Raw genomic sequence first — 24,907 nt, forward strand, 5'->3', positions numbered from 1 at the left:
CGATGGTCGTACACGTATTCTCATAACAGGGTTTTCACGTGCTTTGACCACAAACCGGCCGTTTAATTGCCGGGCCTGTGCTTTTGAGGTGTTTTTTGCGTTTGGAAGCGAACAAACGGCGGCAGACCAGCTGGGTAGCGACGCCGGACGCCGAAGCGCCCAGCCGCAAAGGGCAGCGATAGCTGCATGGGACCAGCGTGAGGCGCTAAAGCGCCGACACGTATCGACGCTGAGAACGAATCAGACCAGACAGGCTTCGAGACCGTCGGTGATCAGATCGTGCGGCAGGTCGATGCCGATGAACACCATTTTGTTCGTCTTCTTCTCGATGGGTTGCCACTTGGCCGCAAGATCGCTGCCCATCATCTGATGCACGCCCTGGAACACGACCTTGCGATCGACGCCCTTCATATACAGCACGCCCTTGTAGCGCAGCAGCCGCTCGCCATAAATCTGCAGAATGCCACCGAGGAAGTCTTCGAGCTTGTTCGGATCGAACGGGCGATCGCTGCGGAAAACGAACGACTTGATCTTGTCGTCGTGATGCGCGTGATGGTGATGATGGCCGTGATCGTGGCCTTGGTGATCGCATTGTCCATGATCGTGATCGCAGTTCGCGTGGTCGTGATCGTGGTCGTGGTCATGATGCGCGTGGTCGTGATCGTCTTCGGCGAGGAACTCGGGATCGATTTCGAGCTTCGCGTTCAGGTTGAACCCGCGCAGGTCGAAGATTTCCTTGATGTCCGCTTCACCGAAATTCACGACGCGGATCTGCGCCTTAGGGTTCATGTGCAGCAGACGGTGGCGCAGGTCGCCGAGGGCAGCCTCGTCGACGAGATCGGACTTCGTGACGAACAGGCGGTCCGCGAACCCGACCTGACGCTGCACGACTTCATGCTCGTCCAGTTGATGATTGCCGTGCTTCGCATCGACGAGCGTGATGATCGCGTCGAGCAGGAATTCGTCGGCGATCTGGTTATCCATGAAGAACGTCTGCGCGACGGGGCCGGGATTGGCGAGGCCCGTCGTTTCGATCACGACGCGGTCGAAGTCGAGCTTGCCTTCCTGCTTTTGCGCGGCCAGATCGCCGAGCACGCGCGCGAGGTCGCCGCGAATCGTGCAGCAGATGCAGCCGTTGCTCATCTGGATGATCTGCTCGCCCGTGTCCTGGACGAGGATCTCGTTGTCGATGTTCTCTTCGCCGAACTCATTTTCGATCACGGCGATCTTCATGCCGTGCTTCTCGTTCAGGATGCGTTTGAGCAGCGTGGTTTTGCCGCTGCCGAGGAAACCGGTCAGGATAGTGACGGGAATCATTGTGTTCGCCATGTGGAGTCGCCTTGTGTTCGTCAATCTGGGGCGCGAACCGCGCGCTCGACGCGCAGTCCGAACCGCAGCAATTCAGCGGAATATTGAAGCATAAGTGCCGGGGCGGCGCTGTTGCATGGCCAAAGCCCCGTCGATGCCAGGGAAATAACGCGTAACTATGGGCGATCAGGCGATTTGCAACAATAGGCCTTTCAGATATTCGCCTTCGGGGAAGGCCGTCAGCAGCGGATGGTCGACGCCCGCGCCCAGGCGCTTGAGAATGCGCGCATCGACGCGCGCATCGGCGGCCGCGCCCGCAACGATCTTCTGGAACAGCTCAGCATCGATCGCGCCCGAGCACGAGTAGGTGAACAGCAGCCCGCCCGGACGCAGCAGCTTCAGGCCGGTGAGATTGATGTCCTTGTACGCGCGCGCAGCGCGGTCGACGTGTTCGCGCGACGGCGCGAACTTCGGCGGATCGAGCACGATCAGGTCGAAGCGCTCGCCGTCGTCGAACAGGCGCCGCAGCGTCTTGAACGCGTCCGCATCGAGCCAGGTCGCGCGCTCGGGGTCGAAGCCGTTGGCCGCGACGTTTTGCTGAGCCAGCGCCAGCGCCTCGCCGGAAGAATCGATCGACACCACGCGCTTCGCGCCGCCCTTGAGCGCCGCCAGCGAGAAGCCGCCCGTGTAGCAGAAGCAGTTCAGCACGTCGCGGTCGTGTGATAGTTCCTGTACCAGCGCGCGGTTGTCGCGCTGATCGACGTAGAAGCCGGTCTTGTGGCCGTTGCGCACGTCGACGTGATAGCGCACGCCGTTTTCGCTGGCGATCAGCGTGTCGGGCGGCGCTTCGCCGGCGAGCACGCCTACCGTCTGGTCGAGCCCTTCCTTTTCGCGGATCGACACGTCCGAGCGCTCGTAGACGTTCGGGCAGCCCGTCGCGCCGATCAGCGCCTGTACGATCGCGTCTTTCCACGCTTCGACGCCCGCCGCCATGAACTGGCAGACGATCTGGCCGCGCTTCGTTTCGTCATCGGCGATGTAGTAATCGACGATCAGCCCCGGCAGGCCGTCCGCTTCGCCGAAGATGAGCCGCGTGGCGCCCGTGTTGTGCACCATTGCCTGACGGTGCGCGAGCGCGCGCTGCACGCGCCGCTTGAAGAACGCGTGATCGATGGGCTCGCTTTCGTCGAAGCTCCACACGCGCGCGCGAATCTGCGAATGCGGGCTCCACGCGGCGCGCGCGAGGAAGCGGCCGTCGTGCGCGCGCACGAGCACGGTCGCACCGGCGGCGGGCTTGCCGTCGACGCGGTCGATCGCATTCGCGTAGACCCACGGATGGCGGCGCAGCAGCGATTTCTCTTTCGACGGTTTCAGCGTAACGGTATTCATTACTTCGTGAGGATTTCAGCAGAACAATATGCCGCCGAAGCGGCAAAAGCAGGTTGACTGGCCGCATCGAGCGGCGTCAGTCGCGTTTTTTTGCGCGCGGATGCGCCTGGTCGTAGATTCGCGCGAGGTGCTGGAAATCGAGCCCCGTGTAGACCTGGGTCGCGGCGATGCTCGCGTGGCCGAGCAGTTCCTGTACGGCGCGCAGATCGCCGCTCGATTGCAGCACGTGCGTCGCAAATGAGTGCCGCAGCACGTGTGGGTGAACGTTCGCCGGAATGCCCGCTACCAGCGCCGCGCGCTTCACGCGTTCGCGCACGACGTTCGGGGACATCCGGTTGCCGCGCGCCGACAGAAAGAGGGGATGCGGATCGTGCTTCACCAGTTCGCCGCGCACGGCGATCCATGCGCGCAGCGCGTCGAGCGCCTTGCTGCCGACGGGCACCGAGCGCCGCCGGTTGCCCTTGCCGAGCACTTCGACTTCGGCTTCGTCGAGCTTCAGCCAGCCCGCCGACCGATGGCCGTCGACATCGGCGAAATGCACGTCGAGGCCGACCAGTTCCGACAGACGCAAGCCCGACGAGTAGAACAGCTCCAGCATAGCGTGATCGCGCAATCCTTCCGCTGTCGCCGTCGCGGGCGATTCCATCAGCTTGTGCGCGTCGTCGACGGACAGCGCCTTTGGCAGTGTCTTCGCGCGCTTCGGCGCGCGCACCGTGGCGACGGGATTCGCCGGCAAGTCGATGCGCGTAGCGAGCCAGCGGTAGAACGCGCGCCACGCCGACAGCCGATGCGCGATCGAGCGCGCCGATAGACCGCCCGCGTGCGCGCGTGCGACGGCGCCGCGGATGTCAGTGGTGATGAGGCTTTCGAGCGGGCGTCCGTTGGCGAGCTTTTTCAGCTCGTCGAGTTCATGCGTGTAGGCGCGCAGCGTGTGCGCCGACAACCGCCGCTCGTGCTCCAGGCTCGACAGATAGGTGGCGATCGGGTCGGCGGATGTCACGTGACGGCGCTCAGCGCGGCAACAGACGGCTCAGCGCCGCACTCGCGAGCGCGCCGATCTGCGTGAGGAAGTCGGTGGCCATGCCGTCGTGAAAGCGGCGCGGATCGGGGGAACCCATCACCAGCAGGCCGAACGCGGCGGCTGCGTCGTTGGCCGCTTCGGGGTCGCGCAGCGCGATCAGCGCGATCGATTCCGTGCCGTTCGCAGACACGGCGCCATCGCCCGTACCCGCAGCGTCGGCGGAAACGGCCGATACCGCGGGCGTCAGCCACTGCGCCGCCTCGAAGCCGGTGTTCGCGCCGCAATACGGCGTGGCGAGGCCGTTCGCGAAGATGCGCACTTCCTCGCCGACCTGACGCGTGAAGTCCGCCTGCGAATACGGCTCGGACACGTCCCAAACGCGCAGCGCCGCCTGCGGCACGTCGAACACGTCACGCAGGCCGGACGCGATCGTGCGCGGCAGCGCGCCCGGATCGCGCTCGGCCATCACGCGCGTCGTCCAGCGGCCGAACTTCGACGCGATGCTGTCGTTCTCGTGCCCGTAGCGCAGCAGTTCGGCGAGACGCCGCTCGAGATGCTTATTCTTCTCGCGCAGCATGTCCATCTGGCGTTCCTGCAGCGACACCGCGGCCTTGCCGTGCGGATTGGCGAGCCGAACGGACGCGAGCAGTTCGGCGTGTTCGGCGAAGAATTCGGGATTGGCTAGCAGGTAGTCGGCGACTTCGCGATCGTTCATGGTTTCGGCTTGATGGTTGCGCGCTTTCGTGCTGTCTTGCTGCTGCGCCGGCGCGGTCCAGCGGCCGCGCGGCGATTCGATCGGGATTCCGTCCGAATTCAATCGGGGTTCAATCGGATCCAATTGGATTCAGTCGGCTATTTCGATTTCACCTTCGAACACGGTGGCCGCCGGACCCGCCATCATCAGCGGCGACGCGGCATTGCCGTCCCACGTGATGGTCAGCGTGCCGCCATGCGTGCGCACCTTGACGGGCGCATCCAGCAGCCCGCGGCGGATGCCTGCCGCGACGGCGGCGCACGCGCCCGTGCCGCACGCGAGCGTTTCGCCCGCGCCGCGCTCGTAGACGCGGAGCTTCACCTCGCTGCGGCTGACGATCTGCATGAAGCCCGCATTGACCCGCTGCGGGAAACGCGGATGCCTTTCGATCACGGGACCGTCGGCGAGAACGGGAAACGCCTCGACGTCGTCGACCACCTGGACCGCGTGCGGATTGCCCATCGATACGACCGACATCCAGCGCGTCACGCCGTTGACGTCGAGGGGATAGAGCGTGTCGTCGCCTTCCCCGCGCGTATCGAGACCGCTTGCGTGGAACGGCACCTGAGCCGGCTCGAACACGGGCGCACCCATATCGACAACGACTTCGCCGTTCTCTTGCATGGTCAGCGTGATGACGCCGTTTTGCACCTGCACGCGCACGCTGCGCTTGTCGGTGAGCCGCGTGTCGCGCACGAACTTGACGAAGCAGCGCGCGCCGTTGCCGCAGTGCTCGACCTCGCCGCCGTCGCAATTGAAGATCCGGTATCTGAAATCGACGCCATCGACGGTCGGCTTCTCGACCAGCAGCAACTGGTCCGCGCCGACGCCGAAATGCCGGTTCGCGAGCGCGCGCACCTGCGCTTCCGTCAGATTGACGGGCTGCGTATAGCCATCGAGCACGACAAAGTCGTTGCCTGCGCCGTGCATCTTGGTGAATTTCAGTTTCATGCCGCTATTGTAAGTGACTGGCCGCCCTGACAGGTCGTCGCGCTCGCCCACTGTGCGACGCGCTTCAGTAAAAGCCCGGGTCGCCGGGCGGGCGCGTCTTGAAACGCTTGTGCACCCAGTAATACTGCTCTGGAATGCGCGGAATCTGCTCTTCGAGAAACTCGTTCATGCGGCGCGCGTCGGCGTCGTCGTGGCCCGTCGGGTAGCCGGCCCACGGCTTGAACACCTTCAGCCGATAACCTTTGTAGTTCGGCAGCACTTCGCCGATGAACGGCACCACCTGCGCGCGCCCGACCTTCGCGAGCCGGCCCACGGCCGTCAACGTGCAGGTCGGCACGCCGAAAAACGGCACGAAGGTCGAGTTGCGCATGCCGTAGTCCATGTCGGCCCCGAGCATCACCGGCTTGCGCTCGCGCAGCCAGCGCAGCACGATGCGCGCGCTGTCCGCGCGGCTGGCCATCTCGGCATCGAAGCGGCCGCGCTGCGCCTTCGCCACTTCTTCGAGCTGCTGGTTCGACATTGGCTGGTAGAGCGAGCCGCACGGGCGCTTCAACGAGTAGTTGAGGAAAATCGAACCGGCCTCGATGCCGACGAAGTGAAAGCCGAGGAACAGTGTCGGCGGCAGGTTGGGATCGGTCAGATCGATTTCGCTGTCGAGCTGAATCAGCTTTTCGAGCTTCTTCGCCGAGCCGAACCATTGGACGCTGCGCTCCAGATAGCTGCGAATCGCGTGCCGGAAGTGCTTTTGCGCGACTTCTTCGCGTCGTTCGTCGCTCCATTCGGGGAAGCACAACTTCAGGTTGATGTGGACGATACGGCGGCGGCGGCTCGGTATCCGGTAGAGCAGCCAGCCGAGGCCGTCGCCCAGACGCGCGACGAACCCATACGGCAGCAACGCAAACAGCTTGAGCAGGCCGATCGCGAGCCTGACGCCCAGACGGCTCAGCATGCGATGGCTCCGAGGTGCGCGCGAGACCGCGCTGGGTAAAGAAAAACGGCAGAAGAGTCGATATACCGCACGCGCAGCTACTCTGTGACAAATGAAAGAAGTCGCTATAATAAGGGCTTCGCCGAGTTAATAGACAACTTGCGGGGCGAAGCCGACGGACGTTTATCTTTCAGATGAGCGCACGGCGGTAAAGAAATCCGCTAAAGCGTCGCCGCTTCAGGCTCGAAGCAGGCTACGTGAAACTCAACCGTAACCAACAAAGGAGCCTGTAACGTGGCTAACGACTACCTCTTCACCTCTGAGTCCGTCTCAGAAGGCCATCCGGACAAGGTCGCCGACCAGATTTCCGACGCCATTCTCGACGCGATCCTCGCGCAGGACAAATACTCCCGCGTCGCCGCCGAAACACTGTGCAACACGGGTCTCGTCGTGCTCGCGGGTGAAATCACCACGACAGCGAACGTCGACTACATCCAGGTCGCGCGCGACACGATCAAGCGCATCGGTTACGACAACACCGACTACGGCATCGACTACCGCGGCTGCGCGGTGCTCGTCGCGTACGACAAGCAATCGCCGGACATCGCGCAAGGCGTCGACCGCGCACACGACAACAACCTGGATCAGGGCGCGGGCGACCAGGGCCTGATGTTCGGCTATGCATGCGACGAAACGCCGGAACTGATGCCGCTGCCGATTCACCTGTCGCACCGTCTGGTCGAGCGCCAGGCCAATCTGCGCCGCGACGGCCGTCTGCCGTGGCTGCGTCCGGACGCGAAATCGCAGGTCACGGTTCGCTACGTCGACGGCAAGCCGCATTCGATCGATACCGTCGTGCTGTCGACGCAGCACGCGCCGGAAATCGAGCTGTCGCAACTGCGCGAAGCCGTGATCGAAGAAGTCATCAAGCCGACGCTGCCGGCTGAACTCATCAAGGGCGACATCAAGTTCCTCGTGAACCCGACGGGCCGGTTCGTGATCGGTGGCCCGCAGGGCGACTGCGGTCTGACGGGCCGCAAGATCATTGTCGATACGTACGGCGGCGCGGCCCCGCACGGCGGCGGCGCGTTCTCGGGCAAGGATCCGTCGAAGGTCGACCGTTCGGCTGCTTATGCAGGCCGCTATGTCGCGAAGAACATCGTCGCGGCGGGCCTCGCGTCGCGCGCGCTGATCCAGGTTTCGTACGCTATCGGCGTTGCGCAACCCACATCCGTGATGGTCAACACGTTCGGCACGGGCCGTGTGTCGGATGCGACGATCACGCGTCTGGTCCAGGAACACTTCGATCTGCGTCCGAAGGGCATCATCCAGATGCTCGACCTGCTGCGCCCGGTTTACGAAAAGACGGCGGCTTATGGCCACTTCGGCCGCGAAGAGCCGGAATTCTCGTGGGAAGCCACCGACAAGGCGCTCGCGCTGGCGGAAGCCGCCGGCACGGAGCCGGTTGCCGCGCTGGCCTGAACCGGAAAGAAGCCGCGTGGCTAATCGCCGCGCGCTAAGCACCACGAATCCGGAAACAAAAAACGCCCTGCATGCGTTGTGAAGCGCATGCAGGGCGTTTCGTTTTGTCCGAACGCAAATGCGCGCGGCGCAGGACGTGCGCGGTAATGCCCGCGTCGTGGGGCTTACCGGCTATCGCAAACGAACGTGCAACGAGCCCGCGAGAAATCTCAGCGCGCGAATGCGAACCAGCCTTCGCTGGTCGTCGACAGCCGGCGCGGACGGCGGCTCGTGCCGCGCGGCGCGCTGGCGGGCTTCGCGGCGCGTGGCGACACGCCGAGCATCCGCACGGGCGCCGGGCTGCGCAGCAGCGTGCGCAGCGACAGTCGACGCGACGCGCCTTGCGTGCGCAACGCGCTGAAGAACGTGCGGAACCAGAGGCGCACGCTATCGACGGGCTTCGCGTCGCGCACTTGTTCGGCGAGCGCGCGCGTACGCGCGGAATGATGACGGAGGGCGCGCACCAGGTGGCGGCGTGCGGGACGTGCGGCGTTAAACGCGCGGGTAAGTCGAGTGCTCAATGGACTGTGCATGGCTTAAGGGATCAGGCAGCGTGACACGCGACGAGGGTTGCCGCAAATGCAGCACCATCCGTGCCACCGTATGGCACGCAATAGCCTGAGGAAAGACGGATCGAGGCAGCAGCGGATGCGGAAGCGTGTGATGCAATCGACATGCGTGACAGGCTACACGTGATTCGTGACGCTCGAAAGTCCTGAAGGATAGGGGTTTTTACGAGGACGAAGCCCGCATGATCTCGCCCTTTGCGCTCGACGAACGTGCACGGCTGCCCAACTGGCGTGCCGTTTTGCCCATCCTGATCGCACGCGCGCGCGTGACTCATGCCGATACGATCGTGCCCGTTTTACAATGAGGACCGGTCGTCGAACGCGAGTTGAACGGAACCTCCATGTCAGTCCATTCGAAAAAAGAGCAGATCCAGGTGCTGCGGGAAGAAGGCTTTGTCATCGTGCCGGGCCTCATCGCGCCCGAACGTTGCGAAGAGATGAAACGCATCGCGCGCCAGCAGTTGCAGGAAGCCGCCGCCCCCATCGAATTCGAAGCGGATTTGCGCTACCCCGGTGCGCCGGAGTCGAAGCACGCGCCCGGCGGCCATACGGTGCGGCGTTTGCTGGATGCGTACGCGCGCCATCCGCGGTACGCCGAATGGGCGACGGCGCCGGAACTTCGCGGCTGGATGGAGCTTTACTTCGGTGAAGAACCGCGCCTGTCGCGCGCGCATCACAACTGCATGATGACCAAGCATCCGGCGTACGGCAGCCTGACGGGCTGGCATCGCGATGTGCGGTACTGGTCGTTCGAACGGGACGACCTGGTGTCGGTGTGGCTCGCGCTCGGCGATGAAACGGTCGACAACGGCGCGCTCTGGTTCGTGCCGGGCTCGCACACGGCGGCATTTACATCGGACCGTTTCGACGAAGCGAAGTTTTTCCGCTCGGACCTGCCCGAAAATCAGGCGTTGATCCAGAAGGCGGTGTCGCCGACGCTGAAGGCGGGCGACGTGGTGTTCTTCCACTGCAACACGCTGCACTCGGCGGGTAAGAATCTTTCCGATCAGGTGAAGTTTTCGCTCGTCTTCACCTATCACGGCGCGAGCAACGTGCCGCTGCCGGGCTCGCGCTCGGCGTCCAAGCCCGAAGTGGCTTTCTGATCAGGGCGGCCGGCGCGCGGGCGACGTGCTCAGGCGCCCGCCGTATTCGCTCAGCGCTTCGACGACGCGAGCCCGATCAACCCGGCGAGCGTCGCGACGATGCCGCCCGCGATCAGAAATATCGTCTTGTTGGTCGGCGCCCCGGTGAACATGCGCGACACGTCGTTGCTGAACGAATTGAACGACTGCCCTCCGAAGTAAAGCAGCACCACGCCGCCGACGATCAATCCAAGCGAGATCGCTTTTGTCATGCACAATCCTCATCGATGGATAACGGTGGCCGAAAGTCTAGGTGATCGACCGCGCTGAGTCCATGTTCATGTCCCGCAATGTGGGTGCCTGCATGCGGCGCGCCGATTGGCTAACATAGCGTGTCGGGCCGACATGATGGGCCGCAGCGAACCGGTTCGTGGTACCGGTATCAAAACGCGTATAGCCGTGCACCATCACGCGCGCCATCGACATGCGGCATCGAGACGACGCTCGACAGCATTCGATCCACTTTTACCACGCGATGCAATGTCTGCATCGCCGACTCCATACCTGTTCTCGACAAGGACTCCATCAATGGCTTACGAAGCAGCTTCAGCACGCTATTCGGACATGCAGTACCGCGTTTGCGGCAAGTCAGGTCTCAAACTGCCGGCGCTGTCGCTTGGCCTGTGGCATAACTTCGGCGACACCACGCCGATCTCGACTCAACGTGAAATCTTGCGCGCGTCGTTCGATCTCGGCATCACGCACTTCGACCTCGCGAACAACTACGGGCCGCCGTATGGCAGCGCGGAAACGAACTTCGGCCGCATCTTCAAGGACGACTTCAAGCCATACCGCGACGAACTGCTGATCTCGTCGAAGGCCGGCTGGGACATGTGGCCAGGCCCGTACGGCCAGGGCGGCGGCTCGCGCAAGTACATCCTCGCGAGCCTCGATCAGAGCCTGCAGCGCATGGGGCTGGATTACGTCGATATCTTCTATTCGCACCGCTTCGACGTCGATACGCCGCTCGAGGAAACAGCGGGCGCACTCGCGAGCGCCGTGCAGCAGGGCAAGGCGCTCTATATCGGCATCTCGTCGTACTCGGCGCAGAAGACGCGCGAGATGGCGAAGCTGCTCGCCGAGTACAAGGTGCCGCTGCTGATCCATCAGCCCGCGTACAACATGCTGAACCGCTGGATCGAGAAGGAACTGCTGGACGCGCTCGCAGAAACCGGCTCGGGCGCCATTGCCTTCACGCCGCTCGCGCAAGGTCTGTTGACGGGCAAGTACTTGAGCGGCGTGCCGCAGGATGCGCGCGTCAACAAGGCTGGCGGCGGTTCGCTGAAGCAGGAGCATCTGAGCGAGCAGAACATCGAGCGCGTGCGCAAGCTCAACGAAATCGCGCAGCGGCGCGGTCAGAGCCTCGCGCAGATGGCGCTCGCGTGGACGCTGCGCGATCCACGCGTGACGTCGGCGCTGATCGGCGCGAGTAAGGCCGAGCAGGTGCGCGAGAACGTCGCGGCGCTGAAGAACCTGTCTTTCACGGCGGAAGAACTGGCGGAAATCGACCGCTATGCGACGGAAGGCGGCGTGAATCTGTGGGAAAAGCCGTCGACGGATCAGCACGTCTGATTGTCGAAGGAGCGGGAGGACACCGCTGCGCGCACAAGAATGCAAAAGCCGCCTTTCAAGGCGGCTTTTTATCGGAGGCCGCGAGGCGGAGCCCCGCCATCAATCAAAAGACAGTTCGCTAGACGAGCGCAGGAAGACCTTCGACCAGCACCACGGCAAACACGACCCCAAGCAGTGCGCCGAGCAGGCGCAGCGTGTTGTGCCTGAATTCGGTCTTGCAGGGTAGCGCACCGAGAAAGAGAGCCCCGGCCAGCGCCATCGGAATGACCAGAATGAAATCACCGATCGTGAAATAGTGCATCCTTGTCTCCTTATGTGTACTCGTCGGACGCGACTGCATGCGGCGCGCCTGAGTCGAGTATAGGCGACGGTGTCGATGCGGTTGATGGTCGGCAGCGCGTGCGCGCTTGCGTCCATCGTACGGCCAGGCGAAGCGGGACAAGGCTTTGAGCGGCACGCACCGCGATGTGCGAGGCGTTGTGACGCGCAACGCTCGCTTACGTCGGCCTTTCTGATTATGCGTTTTGTCCGTCGAAAAGTCGGCGCGAGAAGGGGCCCGCCGCGCTTACGCAGTGCCGGCGCGCTCGCGCACGCGCAGCCGCGCTGACGCGAGCAGGCCGATCAGCAGCAATCCGCCGACGAGCACAGCGACGCCCGTCCACGCATAGGCCGCCCACACGTGTCCGCCATACGAGCCGACGATGCTCGATCCGAGGTAATACGCGAGCAGATACAGCGCGGCAGCCTGACCTTTTGCCTCCTTTGCGATGCGGCCTACCCAGCCGCTCGCGACCGCGTGTCCGGCGAAGAAGCCGAACGTCACGCAGGCGAGGCCGCACGCGATCAGCGCCAGCGACTGCATCGCGGTCAGCAACAGCCCGCACAACATGATGACGATGCTGCCGATCAGCACGCGGCCGCGTCCGAACGAATCGGCCATGCGGCCCGACCACGGCGACGCGATCACGCCCGTCAGATACACGACGAAAATGCCGCCGATCGCGGTCTGGCTCAGATTGAACGGCGGCGCGAGCAGCCGGTAGCCGATGTAGTTGTAGAGCGTGACGAAGCTGCCCATCAGCACGAATCCCATCAGGAACAGCAGCGGCAGGCCGGGCCGCCGCAGATGCTTCGCCAGCGCCGTGCGGTGATGCGAAAAGCCCAGCCCTCGGCGCGGGACGAAGTGGCGCGACGGCGGCAGAAGCGAGCGAAACGCGAGCATCGACAGAATGCCGAGCACGCCGATCGTGCCGATCGCCACGCGCCACGCGAACAGATCCGCGACGACGCCCGTAATCACGCGTCCCGCCATGCCGCCGATCGCCGTGCCGCCAACGTAGAGGCCCATCGCAAGACCGAGGCCGTCGGGGTGCACTTCCTCGGCGAGATAGGCCATCGCCACGGCGGGCACGCCGCCGAGCGCGAGCCCTTCGAGTGCGCGCAACAGCAGGAGTGCGTGCCACTGAGGCGTGAAGGCGACCGCGAGCGTGAGCAGCGACGACGTCGTGAGGGAAGCCGTCATCAGCCGATGCCGGCTCCATCCCTCGGACACGAAGCCCGCGACGAACACGGCGAGTGCGAGAGAAGCCGTCGTCAGCGACAGCGAAAGACTGCTTTGTGCGGGACTGACGTCGAACGAAGCGGAGAACGCGGGCAACAGCGGCTGCACACAGTAGAGCAGCGAAAACGTCGCGTAGCCGGCGAACAGCAGTGCGAGGCTTGCGCGCCAGTAGACGCGTGTGCCGCGCTCCAGATACGGCGCAGCGGACGAAGCAGCAGCGGACGAAGCAAACGACGAAGATGCAGCGGGCCGACGCGGGTCTGGCGATGCGGTCACAACAAAACTCCCAAAAACATGAAATGCGCACGAAAGAGCACGCCAGATGCACGCAAAGGATCAACGATACGCCGAATGCGCGCCGCGCGTCGTCGAACCAGGCGCTTTCGACGAACCCCTAAGCGAGCGTCACGTGCTCGGCAGCGGCGCCGATGCGCCCGGCACCGGCGCGAGCTGTGTCTTCGGGAAGTTGTTACCGCAGTCGAACAGTTCCTGTTCCGTGAGCGACGGCGACGACAGCGAGAGCCGCAGGGATAGGCACGGTGGATGCGTTGTAGCGCAGTATGTTCGGCGGCGTGATGCCGGGCGGCAGCGAACGCAGTTGCGTCTGCGACAGCGCGGCGACCTGGGCGAGCGCTTCGCTGATGTTCGCGTGCGGCTCGAAGCAGATTTTGACGACGGCGATGCCGTTCAGCGACGTCGATTCGACGTGCTCGATATCGTTCACCGCGACGCAGAGTCCGCGCTCGTCGTTCAGCACGATGCGCTTTTCCATCTCGTCGGCGGGCAGGCCCGTGTACGTCCAGATCACCGACAGCACGGGGATGTCGATGTTCGGGAAGATATCGGTAGGCGTGCGCAGGATCGTCAGCGGACCTATGATCAGCAGCAGCAGCAGCGCGAGCACGACAAACGTATTCGGGCGCCGCAGCGCAAGACGAACGATCCACATGAACAGTGCGGTCCGGTGAGGGCGGGGAGCGGCTGCTTCTGGCGGCAGCGGGCGATGCGCGAACGGCAGCCCGTCCGGGCATGGGCGACAGGAATATGGCGCGTGTCGTAGCTTACATTGACATTTTCGAGACGGCGGCGCGCCGCGGTTTATGATGGGCCTGTTACGAGGCGTTACAGTCAGGATTTCGTAAGTCGAATTGATGGGAAGGAGGGTTCGCGACGCGTTACTTTTTACTTTGCCAAAATGCCCAAACCGGCAACAATGGCCTTGAGGGCGTTCTCATCAGGTGATGCTGAATGGAACGGACTCTGGTCCGCAGCTTTGGGATTCAGGTGCGCGTGCAACCATTTGCCAGGTGCGGCGCTTTTATCAGCACATTGACCGGCGCAGTCCCGAACAAGCCGGCAATTGGGAGAACGGGGAAACATCATGCAAGTCGGTTCTATTGTTCGATCCGTGCATATTGCCGTGCCACAGGGCGCGCGCGGGATCGTGATGCGTATTCTGGGCGACATGGCGATGGTGGCGTGGTACGCCGGCGAACCGGGTACGTCGAAGCAGTTGAACACGGAACCCTTTTTCCTCGAGGATCTGATCGACACGGGCGAGTTCGTTCGCCCCGCCGGCGCGCAGGTGCATTGATGGCGGGCGGCGGCCTGTGGCTGCCGCCTGGCGTGACGCGCCGCCGTTGACCATGCGGCGCGGCGCGATTGCATCGGTGCAGCGTTTGCGCTCGTTTTTGCGTCCGGCACGGCGCACAATGCGGGCATGAACGAAGACACTCCATTTCCGCAGGACGGCCACGCCGTCCCCTTCGCCCGGCTCACGCCGGAAGTCGTGCTCGACGCGCTCGATAGCGTGCTCGAATCAGTCGGCGTGCGCACGGACGGGCGCATGCTGCCGCTCAACAGTTACGAGAATCGCGTCTATCAGGTGGGCGTCGAAGACGGGCCGCCCGTCGTCGCAAAGTTCTACAGGCCGGAACGCTGGAGCGACGAAGCGATTCTCGAAGAACACGCGTTCGTCGCCGAACTGGCCGCGCGCGAAATTCCCGCCGTCCCCGCGCGCACATTCGATGGGCGCACGCTGCACACATTCGACGGCTTTCGCTTCTCGGTTTTCGACCGGCGCGGCGGCCGCGCGCCGGAGCTCGACCGCAAAGGCACGCTTGAATGGCTGGGCCGCTTCATCGGGCGGATTCACGCGGTCGGTCAAACGGCGGACTATGCGGCGCGTCCAGTGCTTGACATCAAGAATTTCGGTTACGAGCCGCGCGAGTATCTGCTCGCGGAAGGCTTCGTCCCCAGCGACGTGCGCGCTGCGTGGCAAGCCGCCGTGAATCTGGCGCTGGAAGGTGTCGAGCGCGCGTTCGAAACGGCAGGCGACGTGCGGCAGCTGCGCATGCATGGCGACTGTCATCCGAGCAATGTGCTGTGGACCGACGCAGGCCCGCATTTCGTCGATTTCGACGATAGCCGGATGGGCCCCGCGATTCAGGACCTCTGGCTGCTGCTGCCGGGCGAGCGGAAGGAGGCGTCGCGCGCGCTGACCGATCTGCTCGCGGGCTATGAAGATTTCTGCGAGTTCGATCAGCGCGAGCTTCATCTGATCGAGGCGTTGCGCACGTTGAGGCTGATTCACTACTCGGCGTGGCTCGCGCGGCGCTGGGACGATCCGGCGTTTCCCGTCGCGTTTCCGTGGTTCAACACGCAGCGCTATTGGGAAGACCGCATTCTCGAACTGCGCGAGCAGATCGGCGCGATGCAGGAAGGGCCGCTTTGGCCCGTCTGATTCGGGCGGCGCGGATAGGCGCCGCGATCAGTCGGCCGGCTGGGCGCGCCCGCCCGATTCGGCGAACACGCGTGCGGGCGACGCCGCCGCACGCGCCGCGTCCGCAAGCGTCGATCTGACGATCACTTGCGCGCGCACGTCGCGGCCGATCGTTTCGATGCCCGCGCGCATCAGCGCGAACTCCTCCGGAGAACAGACTTCGCTGCCGAAGCGCGTATAGCCGTCGCGCGTCACCGTGATGACGTTCGCGCGCGCGTCATAGGCGTAGCTCGAGCGGAAATCGATGAAACGGTCTTGCGTCGCCAGCGCTTTCGGTATTTGGAGCACGCGGAAGTTCGTCCGAAGGAATTGGTCTGGTTCTGTCGCATCCACACTTCAAAATCACACAAAGTCGTTGTGAAGCGGGTAGACCGCACACAACGGCGTACCGTCCGGAAGCCGGAACCGCGCGTCGGGATTGAGTTAAACATCATTCTATGTAATGATAGTCATTCTCATCTGAACGGCGTCGCCAGCTATTCGTCATCTTTCTCCTCGGTGACTGCCAGCCAGCCTTTCGATGGTTGCCCTGCTTCGCCCATCATTCGCGGCCGCCGTTTGACGAACGGCGAGCGCACGCGGCCCGGGCACCGTCCTTCTGTCCGGAACGACTTATCCAGTATTCCTTTGACGGCATTGCCGCAAGCCCGGCGATGCACGACCTGTTTTTGCCAGGAGCCTATGTGAACGCGCCCGAATCGATCGAACTGAAGCCTGCCGCACGCGCGGGCGCCCGGCCCGCGAGCATCCATCCGATGGCTGCCGCCGAGCTGGCGGCGCGTCGCCAGCGTTCGCGGCGCGCGACGTTCATCAAATGGCTGCGCAAGGTGCATGGCTGGATAGGGCTGTGGGGCGCCGTGCTGGGGTTGCTGTTCGGCGTGACCGGCTTTCTGTTGAATCACCGCGCCGGGCCGCTGAGGGTGTCGTCGGGCGAACCGCAGGTCGAGCAACTGCAGATACCGCTGCCGCAAAACGGCTTCAAGTCGCCCGCCGACATGACGCATTGGCTAAACGACAAACTGCATATCGAAGGCAAGCCCGGCAGGGCGCGCCGCGAGCCCGCGCATCCCGTCGCGTGGGGCGACCATAGCGCCGTGCAGCCGGAGTTCTGGCAGGTCGCCATCGCCGGGCCGGCACAGAGCGTGCAGGCCGAGTATTGGGTCGGCAACGGCTATGTGTCGGTGAAGCGCACGCAGAATGCGTTCCTGTCGACGATGAACAATCTGCACAAAGGCGTGGGGCTGAGCGTCGGCTGGGTGCTGCTGATCGATACGATCGCGGGAAGCCTCATCCTGCTGTCGCTGACGGGCGTGCTGCTGTGGACGGAGCTGAACAAGCGCCGGACAGTGGGCGCTGCTCTCGTGCTGGGCTCGATCGTAGCTGCCGTGGTTTGTGGACTGATGTGATCTGATCGGTGCGGGCGCTGATCCTTGCTTCGTAGCTCGTAGCGCCCGCGAGAGAAAAAACTAATCCGGCATACGACAGGCAGCCCCGCCGCTTGCCGCGATCTCACGCGCGGCCTTGGCGCCTTCGACCTGAAGCAACGTGGGCAGGGACACGCCATTTTTCGCAGCCGTCACTTCGGCAAGAATCGACACCGCAATTTCAGGCGGCGTCCTGCTGCCGATATAAATCCCAACGGGGCCATGCAGCCGCGCAAGCTCCGTTTCGGAGAGATCGAACTCCTTGAGCCTCTCGCGACGCGCCGCGTTATTGCGCCGTGACCCCAACGCGCCCACATAGAACGCGGGCGTTTTCAAAGCCTCCATCAGCGCGAGATCGTCGAGTTTCGGATCGTGCGTGAGCGCGATCACCGCGCAGCGCTCGTCGAGTTTCATGTCGAGCACGGTATCGTCGGGCATCGTGCGCACGACCTTCGTACCGGGCACGTCCCACTCGTCGGTGTACTCTTCGCGCGGATCGCAAACGGTCACCTGATAGTCGAGCCCCACCGCGATATTGCACAGATAGCGCGACAGTTGCCCCGCGCCGATCACGAGCATCCGGTAGCGCGGCCCGTGTATCGTCAACAGACGCGCCTCGTCGAAATCGACGCCATCCGTTACCTGCGCCGGGCCCAGGCGCGCGACGCCCGTTTCCATGTCGAGCGTGCGCGCAACCAGCCGGCCCGCCTCGACGGCTTCAAGCAGTTCAGCGATGCCACTCGCCTTCGTCAATGGTTCGAGCACGAGCTGAATCGTGCCGCCGCACGGCAAGCCGAACCGGTGTGCTTCTTCCGCCGTGATCCCATATTTGACGGCTTCGGGCCTGGTCTGCTCGATGCCGCGCTGACGCACGCGATCGATCAGATCGTCTTCGATGCATCCACCCGACACGGAACCCACTACCGCGCCGTCATCGCGCACCGCGAGCATCGCGCCCTCGGGACGCGGCGACGAGCCCCACGTCTTCACCACCGTCACGAGTAGCGCGCGATGTCCCTGCTCGAGCCAGCGCGCGCTGGACTTCAGGACTTCGAGATCCACGCTGTCCATGATTTCTTCCTTTTCGGTTCCTCGCCACTGCCTTCGCCGGCGCCATCGCCGTCGTCGGCCTGACTTGCAGTGTCGCCCGAATCATCCGTTTTTGCCTGTACTGTGTCACTGCCGCCCGTCACCTGCTCGCCGAAGCGCTTGAAGAACTCGCCCGCGAGCTTGCGCGCCGCGCCATCGACGAGCCGCGAGCCGATCTGCGCCAACTTGCCGCCGACCTGCGCGTTCGCCGTGTAGGTGAGCTTCGTCGCATCGTCGCCCTCGGGTTCGAGCTTCACGTGCGTCTGTCCCTTGCCGAATCCGGCTGCGCCGCCCTGGCCTTCGAACACGATCGTGTACGTGTTCGGCGCGTCGATGTCGGTGAGTTCCATGCGACCCTTGAAGCGCGCCTTCACTGGCCCGACTGACGCACTCAGCGCGACGGCGTACGCGTTGTCGCCGTCGGGCTCGATGCTGTCGCAGCCGGGGATCGACGCGCGCAGAATTTCCGTGTCGTTCAGCGCTTCCCACGCTCGCTGCTGCGACACGGGCAGCGTGTAGGTTTCAGTCAGCTCCATGACGTTACTCCTCCAGATATCGCGGCCCGTCCCGCCTCGCGCGGCAAGCGTGCCAGTTGCGCCAGATCGCGGCCGAATGCGGCCAGGCTGTCGAGATTGTGAACCGGCTTGTGAGCGTCGACGTACGGCAGCATCGCCTGCACGCCGCGCGCCTTGGGTGAAAACTCGCGGTAACGCAACAGCGGATTGAGCCACACGATGCGATGCGCGAAGCGGCGCAGGCGGGCCATTTCGGTTTCGAGCATCTCGATCGCTTCGTGATCGAGGCCGTCGGTGACGAGCAACACGGTCGCTCTACCCGTTAGCACTCTGCGTGCCCAGCGGCGGTTGAACTCCGCGAGCGCCGCGCCGATCCGCGTGCCGCCCGACCAGTCTACGACCTGATCCGCGAGCGCCGCGATCGCGACATCGGGGTCGCGTTCCTTCAGCGCACGCGTCGCATTGGTGAGACGCGTGCCGAACAGAAACACCTGCAGACGTTCGCGCGATTGCAGCAGCGCGTGACAGAAATAGAGCACCGCGCGCGAATAGCTGCTCATCGAGCCAGAAATATCGAGCATCAACACGAGCGGCGGTTTGCGCGCGACCACGGCGCGATATTTCCATACCGTCCAGTCGCCGCCCGCGCGCACCGCATGGCGCGCGCTCGCGCGCAGATCGGCATGCGTGCCGTGCGACGCCGCTTTGAGCCGCCGCGTCGGCTCCATCGCAAGCGGCAGACGCTGTGCGCGAATCAGATGACGCAGCGCGCGCCATTCCTCGGCGCTCAGCGTGTCGAAGTCGCGGTGACGCAAGCGCTCTTCGGCGCTGAATGTCACGTGCGCATGCAACTCATGCGTGTCTGTGTCGCCGGTTGATGCGGATTGCCGGTGCCTGTTCGCGTGATGCGCGGCGAGCGCGTCCGCGAGGCGGTTATTGCGCTTCGGCGGCGGCACGCCGCTTGTCACCTTCGGCAGCAGCAGCGCGCGCAGCTTGCCTTCCCAGTCGGGATCGCGCCAGAAAAGATCGAACGCGGCGTTGAAGAGATCACGCTCGTCGGGCGCGCATACGAGCAGCGCGGCGAGCGCCGCGCGCACGTCGTCGCGCCGGTCGAGATCGATCCAGCGCAGCGCTTCGAGCGCATCGACGGCCTGCGCGGGCGACATCGGCAGACCCGCGCCGCGCAACAGCCGCACGAAATGCACGACGTTGCGCGAGAGCGTCGGCGAGGCGGGATCGCAAGCGGGCGTCATGGGCGTTACTCCGTCGCCGCCAGGCATTGCCTGATCTGCGCGTCGTCGAAACGCGCGAGATCGTCCTGATACTTGAGCAGCACGCCGAGCGTGTCCTGCACCGATTGCGGGTCGAGTTCGCTGACAGTGAGCGCGGCGAGCGCGCGGCACCAGTCGATCGTCTCAGCAATGCCGGGCGCCTTGAACAGATCCATGCCGCGCAGCCGATGCACGAAATCGACGGCACGCCGTTGCAGCGCTTCCCCCGTTTCCGGCGCACGCGCTGCGACGATCGCGAGCTCGCGTTCGCGCTCGGGATAGCCGATCCATTGATACAGACAGCGCCGCTTCAACGCATCGTGCACTTCGCGTGTGCGGTTCGACGTCATCACGACGAGGGGCGGGTGATCGGCGCGCACCGTGCCGTATTCGGGAATCGATACCTGGAAGTCCGACAGCAGTTCGAGCAGGAACGCTTCGAATGGTTCGTCGGCGCGGTCGATCTCGTCGATCAACAACACGCGCCGCGCGCCCGGATGGTTTTCATCGGGCATGAGTGCTTGCAGCAACGGGCGCTTCAACAGGAATTCGCTGCGATAAAGCGTGCTGTTGTCCGGCTTCTCGCCGGCCACTTCCGCGAGCCGCAGCGCCATGATCTGCCGCGGATAGTCCCACTCGTACAGCGCGCTCGCCGTATCGAGTCCTTCATAGCATTGCAGGCGCAGCATCGACGTGCCGAGCATGCCCGCCGCCGCCTTCGCGAGTTCCGTCTTGCCGACACCCGGCTCGCCTTCGACGAACAGCGGCCGCTCCATGCGCAGCGCCAGAAAGAGCGCGGTCGCCAGTTCACGGCTCGCGAAGTAGCCTTGGCGCGTGAGTTGCGCGAGGGTTTCGTCGATCGAAGCAGGCTGCATGGTTCGTCCTGTCACGTCGGCTTTCATCGCTCATCTGAAGAAACCGGAGAATCTGATCAACGAAATGGCCCGGACGCACCGGGCCTCGGAGTGCTCAAACGCCGGGTGGCTCGCCGCGTCCGCTAGCCGACCGCGGCCCGGCCGTTCATTACCCGTTCGCCGTCCGCACTGCGCGCGCCGTCAGCACGGGAATCAGATGTGCACGGTATTCGGCGCTCGCATGCAGGTCGGTGTTGAGGTCGTCGGGTGCGATGGTCACGCCGCGCGCGGCCGCTTCGGTGAAGTTCGCGCTCAGCGCGTTCTCCATCTCCGTCGCGCGAAACACGGACGGCGCGGCGCCCGTCACCGCGACACGCACGCCGTTCGCCGTCTTCGCGACGAATACAGCCGTCAGCGCGAAATGCGAAGCCGGGTTCCTGAACTTCTCATACGCGGCTTTTTCAGGCACCGGAAATTCGACGGCGACGATCAGCTCATCGGCATGCAGTGCAGTCTCGTACATGCCGACGAAGAAATCGGCGGCGGAGATGCGGCGCCGGTCGGTGACGACGGTGCCGTCGAGCCCTAGTACGGCAGCGGGGTAATCGGCAGCGGGATCGTTGTTCGCGATCGAGCCGCCGATCGTGCCGAGCGAGCGCACCTGCCTGTCGCCGATATGTGCCGCGACGAACGCGAGCGCGGGCAGCACGCGTTGCACGTCCGCGTGGTTCGCGACATCGGCATGACAGACGGCCGCGCCGATCGTCACCTTCTGCGGCTCGACGCGGATTTCCTTCAACTGTGGAATGCGCGTGACGTCGATCAGCTTCGACGGTTGCGCGAGACGCAGACGCATCGTCGGCAACAGGCTTTGTCCGCCCGCGAGATACTTCGCTTCGCTGTCGGCGGAAAGTGCGGATACGGCGCCCTTCGGATCGGCGGCGCGTTGATAGTCGAATGAATACATGTCGGCCTCCGCTCAAGGACGCGCTTGCGCGCTTTGTGCTGCGTGAATCGCGGACCACACGCGATGCGGCGTGGCGGGCATCTGCATGTCGTCGACGCCGAGCGGCGCGAGCGCATCGATGATCGCGTTGATCACGGCTGGCGGCGACCCGATCGCACCCGCCTCGCCGCAGCCTTTCACGCCGAGGGGATTGTGCGTGCAGGGCGTGCCTTTAGCGGTCTCGACGGTGAACGACGGCAGATCCGACGCGTGCGGCATCGCGTAGTCCATGTACGAGCCGGACAGCAACTGGCCGCTTTCGTTGTCGTACACGCAGCGCTCGAGCATCGCCTGGCCGATGCCCTGGCCGAGACCGCCATGCACCTGTCCTTCGACGATCATCGGATTGATCACGTTGCCGAAGTCGTCGACGGCCGTGAAGCGCTGAATGCGCGTCTCGCCCGTATCGACGTCCACTTCGACTTCGCAGATATACGCGCCCGACGGATAGGTGAAGTTCGTCGGATCGTAGAACGCGCTTTCATCGAGGCCGGGTTCGAGCTTGTCGAGCGGAAAGTTGTGCGGCACGTAGGCGGCGAGCGACACGTCGACGAAGGACTTGGTGCGGTCCGTGCCCGCGACGCGGAACGTGCCGTCCTTGAACTCGATGTCGTCGGCGGATGCTTCGAGCAGATGGGCGGCGATCTTCTTCGCCTTCGATTCGATCTTGTCGAGCGCCTTCACGAGCGCCGAGCCGCCGACCGCGATCGAACGCGAGCCATACGTGCCCATGCCGAACGGAATGCGCCCGGTGTCGCCGTGCACGATCTCGATGTTGTCGAGGGGTATGCCGAGGCGGTCGGACACGACTTGCGCGAAGGTCGTCTCGTGGCCCTGGCCGTGGCTGTGCGAGCCGGTGAAGACGGTCACGGAGCCCGTCGGGTGCACGCGCACTTCGCCCGCTTCGAACAGACCCGCGCGGGCACCGAGCGCGCCGGCGATGTTCGAGGGCGCGAGGCCGCACGCTTCGATATAGCACGAGTAGCCGAGGCCGCGGCGCTTGCCGTTCTTTTCCGATTCCTGGCGGCGCGCGTCGAAGCCTTTCACGTCCGCGAGTTCCATCGCGCGGTCGAGGCAGGTTTCGTAGTCGCCGGTGTCGTACGTGAGGCCGACAGGCGTCGCATACGGGAACGAGCGGATGAAATTGCGCCGGCGGATTTGATCGGGCGCGATGTTCATTTCGCGCGCGGCCGTTTCGACGAGCCGCTCGACGACGTACGTCGCCTCGGGTCTTCCCGCGCCGCGATACGCATCGACGGGCACCGTGTTCGTGAACACCGCTTTGACTTCGGCGTAGATCGCGGGCGTCGCATACTGGCCCGCGAGCAGCGTCGCGTAGAGGATGGTCGGCACGCTGGACGCGAACGTCGACAGATACGCGCCCATGTTCGCGATGGTGTGCACGCGCATCGCGAGGAACTTGCCGTCGGCATCGAGCGCGAGTTCGGCTTTCGTCACGTGATCGCGGCCATGCGCGTCCGACACAAACGCCTCGGAACGTTCCGCCGTCCACTTCACCGGCCGGCGGATTTTCTTCGACGCCCACGTCAGCGCGACGTCTTCCGCGTACAGGAAGATCTTCGAGCCGAAGCCGCCGCCGACATCGGGCGCGACCACGCGCACTTTCGATTCGGGCAGCGACAGCACGAACGCCGCCATCAGCAGCCGTTCGACGTGCGGATTCTGATTCGCGACGTAGACGGTGTAGCTGTCGTCCTGCGGCGAATAGCTGGCGTTGACCGCGCGCGGCTCGATCGCGTTCGGTATCAGGCGGTTGTTGACGATGTCGAGCGTCGTCACGTGATGGGCTTTGGCGAACGCGGCGTCCGTGGCCGCCTTGTCGCCGTGGCCCCATGTGTAGCAGGTGTTGTCGGGCACCTCGTCGTGCACGGCGGCCTGGCCGGGATCGGCGGCGTGCGCTGTGTCGATGACGGCGGGTAGTTCGTCGTAGACGACGTCGATCAGTTCGGCGGCGTCTTTCGCGGCCTTCATCGAATCGGCGATGACGAGCGCGACCTGGTCGCCGACGTGGCGCACTTTCGTATGCGCAATCACGGGATGCGGCGGCTCGTGCATCGGCTTGCCGTCGACGCTGTGGATCAGCCAGCCGCACGGCAGGCCGCCGACGTTTTCGGCGGCGAGATCCGCGCCCGTGAAGATCGCGACGACGCCGGGCGATTGCTTCGCGGCTGCCGTATCGATGCTCTTGATGCGCGCGTGCGCATGCGGCGAGCGCAGGAACACGGCCCAGGTCTGTCCGGGAAGGACGATGTCGTCGGTGTACTGACCGTTGCCCGTGAGGAAGCGATAGTCTTCCTTGCGCTTGACGGGCATGCCCACCATGCGGGGCGAATCGGGTGCGTTCATGGCGGGCTCCTCAGGCGGTCGCGGTGGATTTCGACGACGTGCCGGCTTTCATGCCGGCCGCGCCCTGGACCACGGCCTTGACGATGTTGTGGTAGCCCGTGCAGCGGCACAGGTTGCCGTCGAGCTGATGGCGCGCGTCGTCTTCCGTCAGGTTCGGATTCGCTTCGGCGAGCGCGGTCGCGCTCATCACCATGCCCGGCGTGCAGAAGCCGCACTGGAGACCATGGCATTCGCGAAAAGCCGCTTGCATCGGATGCAATTCGCCGTTCTTCGACAGCCCTTCAATCGTCGTGACGTCCTGGCCTTCGGCCTGTACGGCGAGCATGTTGCAGGACTTGATCGCGCGGCCGTTCAGGTGAACGGTGCACGCGCCGCATTGCGCGGTGTCGCAGCCGACGTGTGTTCCCGTCAACCGCAACTGTTCGCGTAGAAACTGGACAAGCAGGGTGTGTGGCTCGACGTTCGCGGTAACGGGTGAACCGTTCACCGTCAGACTAATGCTGATCGCCATGAACTGTCTCCTTGGGGACGCCCTTGGAATGAGCCCCTGGTGGGGCGAAGACCGGCTCGGGCCCGCTTTCACTACCTACCGCCTGCCTGCTGTGAGGGTCCGGATCGGTTGAATGCTTTTATGTTTGTATCGAAAAGTAAAACACAAAAAACGGGAGGCGGCTATTGGGTTGCTACGTTAATTGGTGATTTGCCGTGCCCTGCGCGGGTATCCGGTTTTGCCGCTAATCGCGGGCAGTCTGTTTTGCCGCTATCTCTGGCAGTCTGTTTTGCCACTATCGCTGGCATCCGCGATAGCGCCTCGCGGCGCAGGCGTTGCCCCTGTGCGGGGCGGCACCTACTTTTCTTTGCCGGCTGCAAAGAAAAGTAGGCA

25 protein-coding genes and 1 pseudogene are annotated in these 24,907 nt (G+C 64.2%); 7 read left to right on the top strand and 19 right to left on the bottom strand.

Annotated features, from left to right (window positions below; all coding sequences use genetic code 11):
- Positions 1-240 precede the first annotated feature (240 nt).
- The 6 genes from J8I87_RS24525 to J8I87_RS24550 form a co-directional block, all read right to left on the bottom strand.
- Entirely contained in the window at positions 241-1,317 is a 1,077-nt protein-coding gene (locus J8I87_RS24525; protein WP_209934613.1) for a CobW family GTP-binding protein, read from the bottom strand.
- 177 nt (positions 1,318-1,494) lie between these two features.
- A complete protein-coding gene (locus J8I87_RS24530; protein ID WP_209934585.1) occupies positions 1,495-2,697 on the bottom strand; it encodes a class I SAM-dependent rRNA methyltransferase in 1,203 nt (400 codons plus the stop codon).
- 76 nt (positions 2,698-2,773) lie between these two features.
- Positions 2,774-3,697: a tyrosine recombinase XerC gene (gene xerC / locus J8I87_RS24535; RefSeq protein ID WP_209934586.1), complete on the bottom strand. Its 924-nt coding sequence runs from the start codon at positions 3,695-3,697 to the stop codon at positions 2,774-2,776.
- Between the two features lie 10 nt (positions 3,698-3,707).
- A complete protein-coding gene (locus J8I87_RS24540) occupies positions 3,708-4,433 on the bottom strand; it encodes a DUF484 family protein (RefSeq protein ID WP_209934587.1) in 726 nt (241 codons plus the stop codon).
- Between the two features lie 129 nt (positions 4,434-4,562).
- Entirely contained in the window at positions 4,563-5,423 is an 861-nt protein-coding gene (gene dapF, locus J8I87_RS24545; protein WP_209934588.1) for a diaminopimelate epimerase, read from the bottom strand.
- A 64-nt stretch (positions 5,424-5,487) separates the two neighbouring features.
- Positions 5,488-6,372, bottom strand: a complete 885-nt coding sequence (locus J8I87_RS24550; RefSeq protein ID WP_209934590.1) for a lipid A biosynthesis lauroyl acyltransferase — start codon at positions 6,370-6,372, stop codon at positions 5,488-5,490.
- Between the two features lie 273 nt (positions 6,373-6,645).
- Between J8I87_RS24550 and metK the strand changes: the two genes are divergently transcribed.
- Positions 6,646-7,833, top strand: a complete 1,188-nt coding sequence (gene metK, locus J8I87_RS24555) for a methionine adenosyltransferase (protein ID WP_209934591.1) — start codon at positions 6,646-6,648, stop codon at positions 7,831-7,833.
- A 209-nt stretch (positions 7,834-8,042) separates the two neighbouring features.
- Here metK and J8I87_RS24560 read toward each other — a convergent pair whose 3' ends face one another.
- A complete protein-coding gene (locus J8I87_RS24560; protein WP_209934592.1) occupies positions 8,043-8,405 on the bottom strand; it encodes a hypothetical protein in 363 nt (120 codons plus the stop codon).
- Positions 8,406-8,623: 218 nt separating this feature from the next.
- Here J8I87_RS24560 and J8I87_RS45720 point away from each other — a divergent pair, with 218 nt between their 5' ends.
- Positions 8,624-8,746, top strand: a complete 123-nt coding sequence (locus tag J8I87_RS45720; protein ID WP_280923093.1) for a hypothetical protein — start codon at positions 8,624-8,626, stop codon at positions 8,744-8,746.
- A gap of 36 nt (positions 8,747-8,782) precedes the next feature.
- A complete protein-coding gene (locus J8I87_RS24565; protein ID WP_209934593.1) occupies positions 8,783-9,544 on the top strand; it encodes a phytanoyl-CoA dioxygenase family protein in 762 nt (253 codons plus the stop codon).
- 50 nt (positions 9,545-9,594) lie between these two features.
- Here J8I87_RS24565 and J8I87_RS24570 read toward each other — a convergent pair whose 3' ends face one another.
- The gene (locus J8I87_RS24570) at positions 9,595-9,795 is read right to left on the bottom strand and encodes a DUF3185 family protein (protein ID WP_209934594.1); all 201 of its coding nucleotides are present in this window, start codon (positions 9,793-9,795) and stop codon (positions 9,595-9,597) included.
- 316 nt (positions 9,796-10,111) lie between these two features.
- On the opposite strand from J8I87_RS24570, the gene mgrA reads away from it, so the two are divergent.
- Positions 10,112-11,155: an L-glyceraldehyde 3-phosphate reductase gene (gene mgrA, locus J8I87_RS24575; RefSeq protein ID WP_209934596.1), complete on the top strand. Its 1,044-nt coding sequence runs from the start codon at positions 10,112-10,114 to the stop codon at positions 11,153-11,155.
- Positions 11,156-11,273: 118 nt separating this feature from the next.
- Here mgrA and J8I87_RS24580 read toward each other — a convergent pair whose 3' ends face one another.
- The 3 genes and pseudogenes from J8I87_RS24580 to J8I87_RS24590 form a co-directional block, all read right to left on the bottom strand.
- Positions 11,274-11,456, bottom strand: a complete 183-nt coding sequence (locus J8I87_RS24580) for a hypothetical protein (RefSeq protein WP_209934597.1) — start codon at positions 11,454-11,456, stop codon at positions 11,274-11,276.
- Between the two features lie 264 nt (positions 11,457-11,720).
- Positions 11,721-12,992 (bottom strand): MFS transporter, encoded by a 1,272-nt coding sequence (locus tag J8I87_RS24585; protein WP_209934598.1) that lies wholly within the window; start codon positions 12,990-12,992, stop codon positions 11,721-11,723.
- A 138-nt stretch (positions 12,993-13,130) separates the two neighbouring features.
- Positions 13,131-13,665: pseudogene (locus J8I87_RS24590) on the bottom strand (efflux RND transporter permease subunit); the annotation flags it as partial.
- Between the two features lie 432 nt (positions 13,666-14,097).
- Here J8I87_RS24590 and J8I87_RS24595 point away from each other — a divergent pair.
- Both J8I87_RS24595 and J8I87_RS24600 read left to right on the top strand, forming a co-directional pair.
- A complete protein-coding gene (locus J8I87_RS24595) occupies positions 14,098-14,310 on the top strand; it encodes a hypothetical protein (RefSeq protein WP_209934599.1) in 213 nt (70 codons plus the stop codon).
- A 126-nt stretch (positions 14,311-14,436) separates the two neighbouring features.
- Positions 14,437-15,459 carry a serine/threonine protein kinase gene (locus J8I87_RS24600; RefSeq protein WP_209934600.1) on the top strand — a complete coding sequence of 341 codons (1,023 nt, stop codon included), beginning with the start codon at positions 14,437-14,439 and terminating at the stop codon, positions 15,457-15,459.
- Positions 15,460-15,486: 27 nt separating this feature from the next.
- On the opposite strand, the gene J8I87_RS24605 is transcribed toward J8I87_RS24600, so the two are convergent.
- Positions 15,487-15,786 carry a hypothetical protein gene (locus J8I87_RS24605; protein WP_245254127.1) on the bottom strand — a complete coding sequence of 100 codons (300 nt, stop codon included), beginning with the start codon at positions 15,784-15,786 and terminating at the stop codon, positions 15,487-15,489.
- 395 nt (positions 15,787-16,181) lie between these two features.
- On the opposite strand from J8I87_RS24605, the gene J8I87_RS24610 reads away from it, so the two are divergent.
- A complete protein-coding gene (locus tag J8I87_RS24610; RefSeq protein ID WP_209934601.1) occupies positions 16,182-16,904 on the top strand; it encodes a PepSY-associated TM helix domain-containing protein in 723 nt (240 codons plus the stop codon).
- Between the two features lie 60 nt (positions 16,905-16,964).
- Here J8I87_RS24610 and J8I87_RS24615 read toward each other — a convergent pair whose 3' ends face one another.
- From J8I87_RS24615 to J8I87_RS24645, 7 genes are all read right to left on the bottom strand, one after another.
- Positions 16,965-17,993 carry an XdhC family protein gene (locus tag J8I87_RS24615; RefSeq protein ID WP_209934603.1) on the bottom strand — a complete coding sequence of 343 codons (1,029 nt, stop codon included), beginning with the start codon at positions 17,991-17,993 and terminating at the stop codon, positions 16,965-16,967.
- Entirely contained in the window at positions 17,966-18,547 is a 582-nt protein-coding gene (locus tag J8I87_RS24620; RefSeq protein WP_209934604.1) for a CoxG family protein, read from the bottom strand. The genes J8I87_RS24615 and J8I87_RS24620 overlap by 28 nt, the downstream gene beginning before the upstream one ends.
- Positions 18,538-19,779 carry a vWA domain-containing protein gene (locus tag J8I87_RS24625; protein ID WP_209934605.1) on the bottom strand — a complete coding sequence of 414 codons (1,242 nt, stop codon included), beginning with the start codon at positions 19,777-19,779 and terminating at the stop codon, positions 18,538-18,540. Before J8I87_RS24625 ends, J8I87_RS24620 begins: the two co-directional genes overlap by 10 nt.
- A 5-nt stretch (positions 19,780-19,784) precedes the next feature.
- Positions 19,785-20,672, bottom strand: a complete 888-nt coding sequence (locus J8I87_RS24630) for a MoxR family ATPase (protein WP_209934606.1) — start codon at positions 20,670-20,672, stop codon at positions 19,785-19,787.
- Between the two features lie 148 nt (positions 20,673-20,820).
- Complete coding sequence (locus J8I87_RS24635) at positions 20,821-21,618, bottom strand: xanthine dehydrogenase family protein subunit M (protein WP_209934607.1); 798 nt, start codon at positions 21,616-21,618, stop codon at positions 20,821-20,823.
- A 12-nt stretch (positions 21,619-21,630) separates the two neighbouring features.
- Positions 21,631-24,024, bottom strand: a complete 2,394-nt coding sequence (locus tag J8I87_RS24640) for a xanthine dehydrogenase family protein molybdopterin-binding subunit (RefSeq protein ID WP_209934608.1) — start codon at positions 24,022-24,024, stop codon at positions 21,631-21,633.
- Positions 24,025-24,034: 10 nt separating this feature from the next.
- Positions 24,035-24,535 carry a (2Fe-2S)-binding protein gene (locus tag J8I87_RS24645; protein ID WP_209934610.1) on the bottom strand — a complete coding sequence of 167 codons (501 nt, stop codon included), beginning with the start codon at positions 24,533-24,535 and terminating at the stop codon, positions 24,035-24,037.
- Between the last annotated feature and the right edge of the window lie 372 nt (positions 24,536-24,907).

It is taken from the genome of Paraburkholderia sp. LEh10 (assembly GCF_017814945.1).
Lineage (GTDB): Bacteria > Pseudomonadota > Gammaproteobacteria > Burkholderiales > Burkholderiaceae > Paraburkholderia.

Coding starts and splice junctions, on each gene's coding strand:
- J8I87_RS24530 (WP_209934585.1), bottom strand. CDS start 2,697: ATGAATACCGTTACGCTGAAACCGTCGAAAGAGAAATCGCTGCTGCGC.
- J8I87_RS24565 (WP_209934593.1), top strand. CDS start 8,783: ATGTCAGTCCATTCGAAAAAAGAGCAGATCCAGGTGCTGCGGGAAGAA.
- J8I87_RS24640 (WP_209934608.1), bottom strand. CDS start 24,024: ATGAACGCACCCGATTCGCCCCGCATGGTGGGCATGCCCGTCAAGCGC.
- mgrA (WP_209934596.1), top strand. CDS start 10,112: ATGGCTTACGAAGCAGCTTCAGCACGCTATTCGGACATGCAGTACCGC.
- J8I87_RS24645 (WP_209934610.1), bottom strand. CDS start 24,535: ATGGCGATCAGCATTAGTCTGACGGTGAACGGTTCACCCGTTACCGCG.
- J8I87_RS24540 (WP_209934587.1), bottom strand. CDS start 4,433: ATGAACGATCGCGAAGTCGCCGACTACCTGCTAGCCAATCCCGAATTC.
- J8I87_RS24595 (WP_209934599.1), top strand. CDS start 14,098: ATGCAAGTCGGTTCTATTGTTCGATCCGTGCATATTGCCGTGCCACAG.
- J8I87_RS24630 (WP_209934606.1), bottom strand. CDS start 20,672: ATGCAGCCTGCTTCGATCGACGAAACCCTCGCGCAACTCACGCGCCAA.
- J8I87_RS24620 (WP_209934604.1), bottom strand. CDS start 18,547: ATGGAGCTGACTGAAACCTACACGCTGCCCGTGTCGCAGCAGCGAGCG.
- J8I87_RS24625 (WP_209934605.1), bottom strand. CDS start 19,779: ATGACGCCCGCTTGCGATCCCGCCTCGCCGACGCTCTCGCGCAACGTC.
- J8I87_RS24635 (WP_209934607.1), bottom strand. CDS start 21,618: ATGTATTCATTCGACTATCAACGCGCCGCCGATCCGAAGGGCGCCGTA.
- dapF (WP_209934588.1), bottom strand. CDS start 5,423: ATGAAACTGAAATTCACCAAGATGCACGGCGCAGGCAACGACTTTGTC.
- J8I87_RS24570 (WP_209934594.1), bottom strand. CDS start 9,795: ATGACAAAAGCGATCTCGCTTGGATTGATCGTCGGCGGCGTGGTGCTG.
- J8I87_RS24560 (WP_209934592.1), bottom strand. CDS start 8,405: ATGCACAGTCCATTGAGCACTCGACTTACCCGCGCGTTTAACGCCGCA.
- J8I87_RS45720 (WP_280923093.1), top strand. CDS start 8,624: ATGATCTCGCCCTTTGCGCTCGACGAACGTGCACGGCTGCCCAACTGG.
- J8I87_RS24550 (WP_209934590.1), bottom strand. CDS start 6,372: ATGCTGAGCCGTCTGGGCGTCAGGCTCGCGATCGGCCTGCTCAAGCTG.
- J8I87_RS24580 (WP_209934597.1), bottom strand. CDS start 11,456: ATGCACTATTTCACGATCGGTGATTTCATTCTGGTCATTCCGATGGCG.
- J8I87_RS24615 (WP_209934603.1), bottom strand. CDS start 17,993: ATGGACAGCGTGGATCTCGAAGTCCTGAAGTCCAGCGCGCGCTGGCTC.
- J8I87_RS24525 (WP_209934613.1), bottom strand. CDS start 1,317: ATGATTCCCGTCACTATCCTGACCGGTTTCCTCGGCAGCGGCAAAACC.
- J8I87_RS24600 (WP_209934600.1), top strand. CDS start 14,437: ATGAACGAAGACACTCCATTTCCGCAGGACGGCCACGCCGTCCCCTTC.